The organism is Corallococcus sp. bb12-1, from assembly GCF_026626765.1.
In the GTDB taxonomy this organism is placed as follows: Bacteria; Myxococcota; Myxococcia; order Myxococcales; family Myxococcaceae; genus Corallococcus; species Corallococcus terminator.
In genome coordinates this window covers 1-12,771 of record NZ_JAPNJZ010000017.1, presented here as the reverse complement: position 1 = coordinate 12,771, position 12,771 = coordinate 1, and the positions used below count along the sequence as shown (strand labels likewise).

The following is a 12,771-nucleotide window of genomic DNA, read 5'->3' as shown; positions in this document are numbered from 1 at the left end:
CATGGCTGCGGTGGACTGAACACTGAACACTGAAGCCCCGTCCCCCATGCCCTCGGGGGCTGCTTACCCACCCTCCAGCCCTCCCTAACTTCCCAGACATGGAATCCATGCCGGGGCCAAGGTCGCAGCAACCGCCGCGCGTCAGGGCTCGGCGCGCCACACCCACCCAGGGCCGCATCGTCCCTTCCTCGGGAGGGCGCCATGGTTGAGGTGCGCACCTTCGAAGGCGACGCCGCGGAGGCAGCCTGGTTCATCAACCGCGTCTGGCAATCCAGCTACGGCAAGACGGTCCCCCTTCCTGTCTGGAATTCGCGCTTCATGGACTGGCTGTTGTTCCGGGGCGGACAAGCTCCTCGCGACTACCTGCTGGCGGCGTACGACAAGGGAACACTGGTGGGCACGCTGTTCGCGGAGCCCGCGCGGATCCGCCTGGGCGCCCAGGAGGTGGACGGCACCCACGGGAGCCGGGCGAGCGTCGCGGATTCGCACCGGGGCGAAGGCGTCGCCGGGAAGCTGGCGCGGGAGCTGTTGCATCGCCACCGCGATCGCGGGGCCCGACTCTCCCTGAGCTGTGTGACGACGGGCGCGCGGGAGTCGAGCTTCTGGAAGCAGGCCTGGAACAAACGCCACATCCAGGGGCTGGGGCTCTGGGCGCATGTCTTTGATGCCCGGGCACTGGCGCGCGGGGCCTTCACGGACACGCAGCGCCACCTGCTCATGCTGGCGCGTCCCTTCCTCTGCCAGGGCTTCCGGGAATCAGACACCCGGGGCATCCGGCCCTATCACCCCAACGACCTGCTCCGCTGCCTGAGCCTGGTGCGGCGGATGATGCAGCCGGTGACCCTGGGCTTCACCTATACGGCCGAGCGACTGGCGCACCAGCTCCAGTACCAGGACGTGCCGCGCACCTTCGTGCTGGAACATGACGGTGAGGTGCAGGGATTCGTGAACACATACAGCCTCGAGCTGACGGGCCAGGGCTCCCACTCCGTCATGTCGGAGGTCGTGGACCTGGTGGCCTTCGATGAGTCCGTGTCCTGCGCGGACCGGCAGCGCCTGCTCCAGGGCGTCATGCAGGACATGGAGCGCCGGGGCGTGGCCTGCGCCGGCATGCTGCGAAGCCCCAGCCTCCCGGCCTCGGTGATGCTGCGGGCGGGTTGGATGCCCCTGCCCGGGGGCGCGAAGCTGACGTGCCTCCTGCCGAACTCGAACATGCCCCTGCCCGAGTCACTGAACGTCTTCACGCACCTGCGCTGATGCGGCGCCGGGCGAGGGCCCGGTGCACGAGCCTTGAGCCCCACCCCACCACGGTCCGCACGCCCGAGCCCGCGCAGACGCACAGCGCGGGCAGGACGAGCAGCAGGTACTGCGGCCACTTCGTGCTCCACAGCAGCAGGAACACCAGCCCCACGACCGCGCCCACCGCCCACACGGGCCGCTCGCGCCACGTCCGGGGTCCGCCCACCACCGCCAGCGGCATCAGCGCCCACGTGTTGAAGGACGTGAGGTAGATGCCCTCCTGCGACCGGGACAGCCACGGATCCACCAGGAACGCGAGCGGCTGGTACCAGGGCAGCGCGCTCCTCCGCACGTGTTCGCTGTGCGAGTAGTCCCAGTGGAACGTGACGGACTCCCACAGCGACGCGAACGGCGACGACCACAGCGCGGGGTTCGCGAGCAGGAACACCGCCACCGTGGGCACGACGAACGCGGCCCACGCGCGCCACCGGGTCCGCGCGCCCAGCACCAGGAACGGCAGGAACGTGAGCCCGCCCACCAGCCCGTACGGATACTTCCCCGCCGCCGCCAGACCGAGCAGCGCGCCAGACACCGCGAGCCACGGGGATGCGAAACCCGCCGCGCCCCGCCGCGCGCGTTCAAAGGCCAGCAGCGCGAGCGTCGCCAGCAGCCCGGGCACCGCCTCCAGGTAGGCCTGGGACGTGTACTTCGTGTGGTACGGATCCCACGCGAGCAGGAGCGCACCCACCGGATCCACGGTCGCGAGCACCCCCACCTGGACGACCCCGGCCACCGCGGACAGGCCCCGCGTCACGCGGAAGGCGGGCCGAGCGGCGTCGGGCAGGCGCTGGCCCATGGGCACGTTCTCCCAGTCGGGCTCGGGTGCGTGCGCGGTCCGCACCGCCTGCGCGAAGAGCAGCTTCACCAGCGGCGGGTGTTCGAAGTTCTCGCGCACCCCGCCGATGTCGCTCCAGCGCCCCTCGTCGAGCATCCCCGCGTAGGTGTAGGCGATGGGCAGGTAGGTCGCCTCGTCGAAGTCTTGCGACAGCCGTTCCACCGCCTGGAAGCGTTGCCAGGCGGCGACCAGGAGGGCGACGAGGGTGAGGACGAGGGCCAGCAGGCGGGAGCGGGACACGAGGCAACCGATATCACGGCGCTCCCTCACCACCGGAAGCGGAGCAGAGGGACCGCCCGGACGCGGCCCCCCGAGCAACCGGGGCACGCCCCTGGTGGCGCGCGGCCCGACGCCCCAGCTTTGGAGCATGAAGACCGCCTGCATCCTCAGCGTCGCCGCCCTGCTCGCGGGCGGATCCGCCGTCGCGAAGACGGACGACATCGTGGAGCTCAAGACACCCCGGACGACCGTGCGCGCGAGCGTGGATGCGCAAGGAATCCAAGGTCCAGACCTGCGCTTGCGGATGACGAACGATGCCTTGAGCGGAGAGGCCTTCCAGCGTCCCGTGGACCTGAAGCTGTCGGATCAGCGCATCCAGGGCACGGTGGGCAAGGAGCCGGTGGACCTCTCCGTGCGCGAACGGCCGGACGTGGTGGAGATGTCCGGGAACTTCGCGGGCCAGCCCTCGTCGCTGACGCTCAGTCCGGACGAGCTGACGGGGTCGGTGGGGCCGTGTGGCTACAACCTCATCATCGAACGCGACCGCAAGCACTACGCCGGCACGCGCGCCTGTGGGGACCGACGCGAGGACGACGTGCGAGTCTCCATCCCGAAGGCCCTGGGACAGGACTCCGCGTCCGCGCGCATGGCCGCGCTCAGCCTGGTGCTCTCCCATCCGTGAGGCCTGAAGGAGGGGTGCCCATGGTGCCGGGACGGCGGGTGTAGTGAACTGCGGGCCGTGTCCACCCTTCCTGCTGGCGAAGCACCCCGGCGCACCGTCGGTCCCTTCCAACTGCTGGCCCTCGGCGTCAACGGCATCGTGGGCGTCGGCATCTTCTTCGCGCCCGCGGAGGTGGCAGCCCAGGCGCCGGGGATGGGCGCCGTGTGGGCCTTCGCGGTGACGGGCCTGGCGCTGGTGCCGGTGGCGCTCGCGTTCGCGGTGCTCGGGCGACGGTTCGACTCGGACGGAGGGCCCGTCGTCTTCGCGCGCGCGGCCTTCGGCGAGCGGGCCTCGTTCCTGGTTGGCTGGGTGGCCTACGTCAGCGCCTTCCTGAGTGCCTCCGCGGTGAACGCGGGCCTGGCGCGGGCGCTGGCGCCGTCGCTGGGACTGGCGGGGCCGGTGGGCGAGCGCTTCCTGGCCACCGTGCTGGTGACGGCCCTGGTGGCGCTGGTGGCGACCGGGATGCGCGTGTCCGCGAGGACGTGGACGGCGCTCACGGTGCTCAAGCTGGTGCCCCTGGTGGCGCTCTTGGGGGCCTTCTTCTTCCTGCCCTCCGCCGGAGAGCTGCCGGCGCCGCTGCCCGCCACGGGAGGGTCGTGGCTGAAGGCGGGGCTCGCGGTGATGTTCGCCTTCCAGGGCTTCGAAATCGTCCCGGTCATCGCCGGGCAGGTGCGCTCACCGGAGCGCACGGTGCCGCTGGCCACGGTGGGTTCGCTGCTGGTGGCGATGCTGCTGTACGTGGGGCTCACGTGGGCGTGCGTGGCGGCGCTGCCGGGCCTCGCGCAGGCGACCGCGCCGCTGGTGCAGGCGGCGGGCGTCTGGGGGGGCCAGGGGCTGGAGCGCTTCGTGAACGCGGGCACCAGCGTGTCCGCGCTGGGCATCTGCCTGGGAACGCTGGTGACGACGCCGCGCTACCTGTCCACGCTGGCCTCCGGCGAGCGGTCGCTGTTCGGGCTGGAGCGGATGACGACCTCCGGCGTGCCGATGCGGGCGCTCTTCGTGACGTGGGTGCTGGTGATCGGGTTCGTGAACCTGGGGGACCTGTCGGAGCTCTTCGCCCTGTCCGCCATCGCGGTGCTGATGCAATTCGGCGTCACCGCCGCCGCGCTCGCGGTGTTGTCGCTGCGGCGGGAGCGGAACCTGAAGCCGGCGCACGCGCTGCTCGCGGTGCCCACGTTGGTGCTGGGGTTGACGCTGGTGGCCTTCGGCGCGAGCGCCCGCGAGGCAGCGGTCGCTTCGCTGGCGGTGCTCGTGGGGTTCGCGCTCATGCAGTTGTCGCGGCCGAGGGTTCCAGCGCCCGGCCCCCAGCCTTGAGCAGGCTGTCCGCACGAGGGGCGGGCAGGCGCCGGGACTACCTGCCAAGTCATGTTGCGAAGAGGTGACCGGGCCGGGAGACTCCCCCGGGGGTTTCCAGGTCGATGCTCGGGTATCAGGCGAACGCGCAGTGGCGGGACATGTCCGACTTCGTGGTGCATTTCACGAAGCCCGGGCCCCCGTACCATGACGCCTACCAGAACATGATGAGCATCCTGGGAGCGCGCACGCTCATCCCGGGCGCGGAGGGGTTTGGCATCGCGCGGAGGGAAGCGAAGGTGGCGGACCGGAGCCGCTCGGTGTGCTTCAGCGAGATTCCCATCGACCAGTTGGGGCGACTGGTGCAGCGCAGGAGCCTGTACGGCATCGCGTTCCGCAAGAGCTTCATCCTGTCGCAGGGAGGAGGCCCCGTCTGGTACGTGCAGTACGGCTCCCCGGCGCACCTGGCGATGAAGCACCAGTTGGCTCAAGCGCTGACGGCGAAGGAGCCGCACAAGGAACCCGTGTGGGCGGTGACGCCCTTCGTGGACATCCAGGGGGACGCGCACAACGCGCCCTACAACTACCGCTTCGACTGGGAGCGGGAGTGGCGCGTGCCGGGGCTGCTGCGCTTCACGGAGTACGACGTCGCGGCGCTCTTCCTGCCGGAAGAGTTGCACACGCTGGCGCAGGACTTCTTCGCCTGGGCGGTGCGGGAGCGCGCGGGACCGGGCTACTTCTGCCCGGTGCTGGACCCTGGATGGAAGGAGGCGCAGATCGCCGAAGCGCTGGCGAAGCACGCGGAAGCGCCACCTCCATCACGGACCGAGCGCAAGAGCGTGCCCGGGTAGGCAGGAGTGCCCGGAGCACAGGAATCACATCAGGCCCGAACTACTAATGAACTACTAAAATTAGTAGTTCGTTAGTAGTTCCCTACTTCACCCGCTCGATGCGCTGCTTGCGCCCCTTGATGCGGCCTTCGCTCAGGCGCTGGAAGGCGACCTTCACCACGCGCTTGGAGACAGCGACGAAGGCGTGGTGGTCGTGGATTTCTATCTTGCCCACGTCCGTCGCGGCCAGCCCGCCCGCCTCGCCCGTGAGCGCGCCCAGGATGTCACCCGGGCGCATCTTGTCCTTGCGCCCGGCGGAGATGGACAGCGTCTCCCAGCCGGAGATGAGCGACACCCCCGGCATGTTCTCCGGCACCAGGGCCTCCACATCGCCCTTCTCCAACTTCACGCCCGTGGTGCCCTCGATGTCCTCCACCTTCCGGCTGTCCGAGCGCGTCACCAGCGAGATGGCCAGACCGCGCAGGCCCGCGCGGCCCGTGCGCCCGATGCGGTGCACGTACGCCTCCGGCTGCTGGGGCATCTCGTAGTTCACCACCGCGTCCAGCGCCTCCACGTCGATGCCCCGGCCCGCCACGTCCGTGGCCACCAGCACGCGCGTGCTGTGATTGCGGAACTTCGCCATCACCCGGTCCCGGTCGAACTGCTCCAGGTCCCCCTGCAACCCGTCCGCGCTCACGCCCGCCTTCACCAGCTCGCGCGTCACCTCCACCACCACCGCCTTGAAGTTGCAGAACACGATGGCGGACGTCGGCTGGTGCTGCTTGAGGATGCGCAGCAGCATCCCCAGCTTCTCCTCCGGCTGGCACGCGTACGCCACCTGCTGGATGTCCGGCGCCGCCTCCTCCTGCGCCAGCGACACCCGCACGGGGTCCTTCTGGAACGCGCGGCTCAGCTTCTCGATGTCGTCCGGGAACGTCGCGGAGAAGAGCACCGTCTGCCGCTTCGACGGCGTCGCGCCGAGCACGCGCTCCATGTCCTCGCGGAAGCCCATGTCCAGCATCCGGTCCGCCTCATCCAGCACCACCGTCGCCAGGTGCCGCAGGTCCAGCACCTCGCGGTCCAACAGGTCCAGGATGCGCCCCGGCGTCCCCACCGCGATGTGCACGCCCTTCTCCAGCGCCTCCACCTGGGGCTTGATGGGCGACCCACCCGCCAGCGGCAGCACCTGCACGCCGGGCATCCGCCGCGCCAGCCGTCGGATCTCTCCGGCCACCTGCGCGCACAGCTCGCGCGTCGGGCAGAGCACCAACGCCTGGAGCCTCCGGTCCTGGGTGAGCTTCACCTTCTGCAGGATGGGCAGCGCGAACGCCGCCGTCTTCCCACTGCCCGTGCGGGCCTGCCCGACGAGGTCCTTGCCCTGCAACAACACCGGGATGGTCTGGGCCTGGATGGGGGTGGCGGTGCGGAACTCCAGCTCCTCCAACACCTGGAGCAGCGGGGGCGACAGCGCGAGCGCGGAGAAATCCATCAGGGCCTCGGGGGACGGAGGCACGGGGCGCCTCGGGGGGTAACGCGCGCCCTTGTAGCAGTCTTCAGGGGCCGGACAAGCCCGGCCCCGCCCTACCCCGCCCAGCCCGCCACCTCGCTCGCCGCCGCCCGGGCCAGCCTCGCCGCGGCGGCCGGGTCCACGCGCGCCGTGACGAGCACGCCAATCACAGCCCCCACGAGCAGCTCCACGCGGCGGGCCACCGTCTTCCGGGGCATCAGACCCGCCCGCGCCGCGCCCTCCAGGGCCCGCGTCAGGTGCCCGATCAGCAGGGCCCGGTAGTCCTCCACCGCCTGGTGGGCCTCCGCGTCGTGCGGGGCCAGCTCCGTCGCCGTATTCACCAGCAGGCACCCCCGCCGCGTCAGCGTCGGCGGGGCGGTGCCCATCGTCGTCGCGAGCGATTCGAAATAGGTCGTCACCTGCTCCAGGCCCGGCGTGCCCGTGGCGAAGACCACCAGCCGGGGCGCGATGACCTCCTGGAGGTACAGCGCGACGGCGCGAGTGAACAGCGCGCGCTTGCTGTCGAACGCCTGGTACAGGCTGGAGCGGTTCAGCCCCGTCGCGGACTCCAGGTCCGAAAGCGACGTCGCCTCGTAGCCCCGCGACCAGAACACCCCCAGCGCCGCCCGCACCGCCACCGTCTCATCGAACGCCCGCGTCCGCGCCACGTCACCCTCCTTGACAATTCTGAACCGACCGATTCAATATGGGTTCGGAACTGACTGGTACAGAATAGCCCACCCCGGAGGGGGAGTCATCATGTCGCCACTGGCACAGGTCTTCGCGGTCATCGCAGCGCTCATCCACGTGTTGTTCTTCGTGATGGAGAGCGTCCTCTTCTCGCGGCCGAAGGTGTGGAAGCGCTTCGGACTGAAGTCGCAGTCGGACGCGGACGTGGCGAAGCCCATCATGCTCAACCAGGGTTTCTACAACCTGTTCCTCGCGCTGGGCGTCTTCGTCGGTGTGGCGCTGGTGCACACCGCGTCGGTGGCGTCGGGCGTGGCGGCCGTGATGTTCGGCTGCGCGTGCATGTTGCTGGCCGCGCTGGTGCTGGTGACGAGCAACCGCCGCTTCTTCACGGCCAGCCTCGTCCAGGGCCTGCTGCCGCTGCTGGCCATCGCGCTCGTCGCCGTCTGAGCCGCGCGTCGGGCAGCCCGAGCCTCGCGGGCTGCATCAGGACCGAGCGTCCCCCTTCGTCCCGCTCCGGGCGCCGTCCTCGAACCCACCGTCCTCTTCGTCGTCCACCTTCGGCCCGCCTTCACGGGTGGCATCCGCGCCAGCACCGAAGACGGAGTAGAGGACAGGCAGCACCACGAGCGTCAGCAAGGTGGACGACAGGATTCCTCCAATCACCACCGTAGCCAGAGGCCGTTGCACCTCGGCCCCCACGCCCGTGTTGAGCGCCATGGGCAGGAAGCCGATGGCGGCCACCGAGGACGTCATCAGCACGGGCCGCAGCCGCGAGAGCGCCGCCTCGCGGAGGGCCTCCTGCAATGGACGCCCCCGGTTGAGCAACTGACGCACCCGGGACACCAGCACCATGTCGCCCAGCACGGACACACCCGACAGCGCGATGAAGCCCACCGCGGCGGAGATGGAGAACGGGAGGCCTCGCACCAGCAGGGCCAGCACCCCGCCCACCAGCGCGAAGGGGACGCCCATGAAGATGCGCACCGAGTCCAGCACGCGGCGATAGGTGAGATAGAGCAGCCCGAAGATGAGCGCGAGCGCCACCGGCACCACGACGAGGAGCCGGGCCTGGGCGCGCTCCAGGTTCTCGAACTGCCCGCCATACCGGAGGAAGTAGCCGGGGGGAAACGCCACCTTCGCCTCCAGTGTCCGGCGCACCTCGGCGACGAAGCCTCCCAGGTCCCGCCCGCGCACGTTCGCCTGCACCACGATGCGTCGCTTGCCCCACTCACGTTGGAGGGTGGTGGGGCCGGACACCTCGCGAATCATCGTCAGGCGCCCCAGCGGAATCCGCGACCCATCGGGCGCAGCGACCAGCACCGTCGCGAGCTTCGCGGGCCGCTCGCGGTAGTCCTCCGCGAGGCGCACGGCGAGGTCGAACCGCCGCTCCCCTTCACGCACCTCGCCCGCCTTCCGGGTGCCCACCGCCTCCACGACATCCAGGACATCGCGCGCGGGGATGCCATGGCGGGCAATGGCCGCGCGGTCCACCACCACCTCCAGAACGGGCTGTCCCGTGACCTGCTCCACGGTGACGTCGGTCGCCCCTGGAATGGCACGCACCAGCGCTTCCATCTCCTTCGCCTTGGCCTTGAGGATGTCCAGGTCGTCGCCGAACAGCTTGATGCCCACGTCGCTGCGCACGCCGGCCACCATCTCGTTGACGCGCATCTCGATGGGCTGGAGGAACGCCATGCGCATGCCGGGCATGTCCGAAAGCTCCGCCTTCATCTCCGCGACGAGCCCGTCCTGTGTCGCCGCCCGCTTCCATTCCTCGCGGGGCTTCAAGGTGATGAAGACGTCGGCCAGCTCAATGCCCATCGTCTCCGTGGCCACCTCGGGTGAACCCGTGCGCGTCCACACGCGCTTCACCTCGTGGGGGAACTTCGCGAGCAGCACCTTCTCCAACTGCGTTCCGTAGCGGACCGACTCCGACAGCGACACCTCCGCCAGGCGCACGGTGTTGATGACGACGGTGCCCTCCGACAACCGGGGGACGAACTCGCGTCCCAACCGCGTGGCCCCAAGCCCCGCCCCCACCACCAGGAGCACCGCGACACCGAGCACGGTCCGGGGATGCCCGAGGGCCCGTTCGAGGAGCGGCCGGTAGCCCCGCTTGAGCACGCGGACCAGCCAGGGCTCCTTGTGGTGCGCAGCCCCCTTGCGCAACGCGAAGGACGCCAGCACCGGCATCAGCGTCATGGAGATGAGGGCGCTGCCCAGCAGGGCCAGGATGACGGTCAGCGCCATGGGCCGGAACAGCCTCCCCTCCACCCCCTCCAGCGTGAGGATGGGCAGGTACACCACCATGATGATGAGTTCGCCGAAGAGCGTGGGCTTTCTCACCTCCACGGCCGCATCCCGCACCACCTCCAGGATGCTGCGTCCGCCCTTCGCCTCCGCCAGTCGCCTCTCCGCGTTCTCCACCAGGATGACGGAGGAGTCGACGACGAGGCCGAAGTCGATGGCGCCCAGACTCATCAGTGTGCCCGCGATGCCGAAGCGCAGCATGCCGTTGAACGCGAAGAGCATGGACAGCGGAATGGCCGCGGCGACGATGAGCCCGGCGCGCACGTTGCCCAGGAAGAGGAAGAGGATCGCGATGACCAGGAGCGCGCCCTCGAAGAGGTTCTTCTCCACGGTGCGGATCACCAGGTCCACGAGTTCGGTCCGCTCATAGACGGGCTCCACCGTCACGTCTCGGGGGAGGCTCTTCTTCACCTCCTCCAGGCGACTCGCCAGGGCCGCGGTCACGGTGTGGGAGTTCTCTCCCATCAGCATGAAGCCCAGGCCCAGCAGCACCTCCCCCTGCCCGTCCGCGGTGGTGGCGCCGCGCCGGATTTCGCGGCCCACCTCCACCCGCGCCACGTCCCGCACGAGCACCGGAACGCCCTGCCGGGCGGCGATGACGACGTCGCCCACCTGCGTGCCGTCCTCCAGGACGCCCACGCCCAGGACGAGGCTCGCGGCGCCGCCCTGCTCCATCACCCCGCCCCCCACGTTGGCGTTGTTCGTCTCCAGGGCGCGGTAGACATCCCCGAGCGTCAGGTCGAACTTCTGCAGGCGCCTCGGGTCGACGATGACGTGCCACTGCCGCTCGGCACCGCCCCAGGTGTTGATCTCCGCCACGCCGGACACGCTGCGCAGTTGGGGAGCGATGACCCAGTCATGAAGCGCTCCGAGTTCCTCCAGGCTCTGCGTCCTGCTCTTCACCAGGTAGTGGAAGACTTCCCCCAGGCCCGTGGCGACCGGGCCCAGCGTCGGCCTCGCCACCCCGGCGGGCAGTTGCAGCGCTCCCAACCGCTCGCTGATGACCTGCCGGGCGAACCAGACCTGGGTGCCCTCCTTGAATTGGAGCGTCACCTGTCCCAGGCCGAACTTGGAGACCGAACGCAGCTCCTCCAGTCCCGGCAGGCCCGCGAGGACCTGCTCGATGGGAAGGGTCAGTTGTCGCTCCACCTCGACAGGGGTCAGGGCAGGCGCGACCACGTTCACCTGGACCTGGGTGGGCGTGGTGTCGGGGAGCGCGTCGATGGGCAGGTCGCGGAAGGCGAGGAGGCCCGAGACAATGAGCGCGAGCGTGGCCGCGAGCACCACGCCGCGGTGCTTGAGGGACCAGTCGATGGTCTGGGTCAGCATGGCCGGCTCACCCGCCTCCTTCTTCGCAGCAGCCCGCCCCGATGGAGTCCTTCAGCACTTCCGTTTTGAGGAGGAAGGCCCCCGTGGTGACGACTTCCGCTCCGGAAGCGAGGCCCTTCACCACCTCCACGGAGTCGGAGAAGACGTCGCCCAGCTCCACCTGGGTGGGCTCGAAGATGCCGGCGCCCGTCTTGACGAAGACGAGGCTCTTGCCGTCCGCGCGCTGCACGGCGACCTGGGGCACCAGGAGCATCTCCTTCTCGTCGGACACCTGGATCCGCGCCCGCAGGAAGGCCCCCGCCTTGAGGCTTCCATCCGGGTTGGGCAGCTCCACGCGCACGCGCACCGTGCGCGTGCGCGGATCCACCGAGCTGGCGACACGGCTGAGCGTGGCCTCACGCGGTGGCCCCCGCTGCCCCTCGAAGAAGAGGATGACCTTCTGTCCGGGACGCACGGAGCCCGCTTCCGCCTCCGGCACCTCCAGCCAGGCCCACAGGGTGGAGAGGTCCGCCACCTCGAACAGGACTTCACCGGGGACCGCGCTGCGCCCGATGGTGGCGTTGCGCGCCACGATGGTGCCCGCGAAGGGGGACGTCAGGGCATAGCGTCCTCCCGTGCCTGAAGGCGCCGCCCCCGCCGCACCCAGCGTCGCGCGGGCGCTCTCGGAGGCCCCCTGCGCGGCGGCCAGCTCCGCCTCGGCGGCCTCCAGCGCCTGCTGGGCGGAGATGCCCCTGGAGACCAGGTGCCGCTCACGCTCGACGACCGACCGGGCGGCGACCACGCGAGCCGCCGCCGCCACCAACTGGGCCTGGCCTTCCCCCACCGACGCGGAGGCGAGCATCAGCAGCGGCTGCCCGGCCTTCACCTCGTCGCCAACATCGCCCCGCGTCTCCAGGATGAGCGCTTCGCCCCGCGCTGAAAGCTGGGCGCGACGGTTCTGGTTGAAGTCCAACTGCCCCACCACCTCCAGCGTCCGCGCCAGCTTCTTTCGTTCGACCCGTTGGGTGCGAAGCCCCGTGTCGGACTCCGTCTGCGCGGAGGCCAGGCGCACGCGAGGCAGCGCGGCGGTGCTCGCCCCCGCCGCCTTCGCGAGCTCCGGGTGGTGGATGGGACAGACGGACAGGGGGAAGCCGTGCTCGCGGCAGTAGTCCCCCGCCTCGATGAACTTCGTCACCAGCGCGGGATTGCACCGGGTGCACCTGGATTCGGGGACCGAGTGCTCCGCGCACCAGTCCTGCGGCGCCTGCGCCGTGAAGGTGCGCTTCGGGTTGCACTGAAGGCACTGGGACTCCGGCACGCCGTGCTCCGCGCACCAGTCGCCCTGCGCCTTGAAGACCTCCTCGAACTCCGGATTGCATCGGGTGCAAAGCTCCGCCGGAACCCCGTGCTGACACAGCTTCACCTGGGCAGGCTGTGCCGAGGCCGAAGGGGCGCCCGCACCGGTCGTGGACGCCACCTCCGCGGGCGCGGAACGGGGCTCCTTCGCGCAGCCCGCCCCGAAGATGACGAGCAAGAGGGCTGGCGCGACCCGAGCGGTGCGGGCAGCCATCACTTCACCCCTTTTTCGGCGAGCTTCGGATTGCAGATGACGCACTGGGATTCGGCCCGCTCGTGCTCCGCGCACCAATCCCCCTTGGACTTGTAGACGGCGGACAGCTTCGGGTTGCAGCGGGAGCAGAGCGCCTTCTGCACCCCGTGCTCACACGTGGGCTTCGAGGCTTCGCCGGTGGGCTTTGCC

Annotated in this window: 11 protein-coding genes; 5 read left to right on the top strand and 6 right to left on the bottom strand. The window is 70.1% G+C overall.

All coding sequences use genetic code 11. The features are described from left to right. Positions 1-201 precede the first annotated feature (201 nt). The gene (locus OV208_RS20405) at positions 202-1,257 is read left to right on the top strand and encodes a GNAT family N-acetyltransferase (protein ID WP_267575523.1); all 1,056 of its coding nucleotides are present in this window, start codon (positions 202-204) and stop codon (positions 1,255-1,257) included. Here OV208_RS20405 and OV208_RS20400 read toward each other — a convergent pair. Beyond that, the gene (locus OV208_RS20400; protein ID WP_267575522.1) at positions 1,241-2,374 is read right to left on the bottom strand and encodes a hypothetical protein; all 1,134 of its coding nucleotides are present in this window, start codon (positions 2,372-2,374) and stop codon (positions 1,241-1,243) included. The two genes, OV208_RS20405 and OV208_RS20400, sit on opposite strands and share 17 nt — an antisense overlap. Positions 2,375-2,501: 127 nt before the next feature. Here OV208_RS20400 and OV208_RS20395 point away from each other — a divergent pair, with 127 nt between their 5' ends. From OV208_RS20395 to OV208_RS20385, 3 genes are all read left to right on the top strand, one after another. After that, positions 2,502-3,035, top strand: a complete 534-nt coding sequence (locus tag OV208_RS20395; protein WP_267575521.1) for a hypothetical protein — start codon at positions 2,502-2,504, stop codon at positions 3,033-3,035. Between the two features lie 57 nt (positions 3,036-3,092). After that, the gene (locus tag OV208_RS20390) at positions 3,093-4,388 is read left to right on the top strand and encodes an APC family permease (RefSeq protein ID WP_267575520.1); all 1,296 of its coding nucleotides are present in this window, start codon (positions 3,093-3,095) and stop codon (positions 4,386-4,388) included. Between the two features lie 104 nt (positions 4,389-4,492). Then, complete coding sequence (locus tag OV208_RS20385) at positions 4,493-5,218, top strand: abortive infection system antitoxin AbiGi family protein (protein ID WP_267575519.1); 726 nt, start codon at positions 4,493-4,495, stop codon at positions 5,216-5,218. Positions 5,219-5,300: 82 nt separating this feature from the next. Here the strand turns inward: OV208_RS20385 and dbpA are convergent, their stop codons facing one another. Beyond that, the gene (dbpA, locus tag OV208_RS20380; RefSeq protein WP_120543534.1) at positions 5,301-6,686 is read right to left on the bottom strand and encodes an ATP-dependent RNA helicase DbpA; all 1,386 of its coding nucleotides are present in this window, start codon (positions 6,684-6,686) and stop codon (positions 5,301-5,303) included. A gap of 92 nt (positions 6,687-6,778) precedes the next feature. Then, positions 6,779-7,372 carry a TetR/AcrR family transcriptional regulator gene (locus OV208_RS20375; protein WP_267575518.1) on the bottom strand — a complete coding sequence of 198 codons (594 nt, stop codon included), beginning with the start codon at positions 7,370-7,372 and terminating at the stop codon, positions 6,779-6,781. A gap of 91 nt (positions 7,373-7,463) precedes the next feature. Here OV208_RS20375 and OV208_RS20370 point away from each other — a divergent pair, with 91 nt between their 5' ends. Next, complete coding sequence (locus tag OV208_RS20370; protein WP_267575517.1) at positions 7,464-7,841, top strand: DUF1304 domain-containing protein; 378 nt, start codon at positions 7,464-7,466, stop codon at positions 7,839-7,841. 36 nt (positions 7,842-7,877) lie between these two features. Here OV208_RS20370 and OV208_RS20365 read toward each other — a convergent pair whose 3' ends face one another. From OV208_RS20365 to OV208_RS20355, 3 genes are all read right to left on the bottom strand, one after another. Beyond that, complete coding sequence (locus OV208_RS20365) at positions 7,878-11,033, bottom strand: efflux RND transporter permease subunit (RefSeq protein ID WP_267575516.1); 3,156 nt, start codon at positions 11,031-11,033, stop codon at positions 7,878-7,880. A 7-nt stretch (positions 11,034-11,040) separates the two neighbouring features. Beyond that, entirely contained in the window at positions 11,041-12,582 is a 1,542-nt protein-coding gene (locus tag OV208_RS20360) for an efflux RND transporter periplasmic adaptor subunit (RefSeq protein ID WP_267575515.1), read from the bottom strand. After that, on the bottom strand, positions 12,582-12,771 hold a 190-nt coding region (locus OV208_RS20355), incomplete at its 5' end, for a hypothetical protein (protein ID WP_267575514.1). The genes OV208_RS20355 and OV208_RS20360, both read right to left, overlap by 1 nt.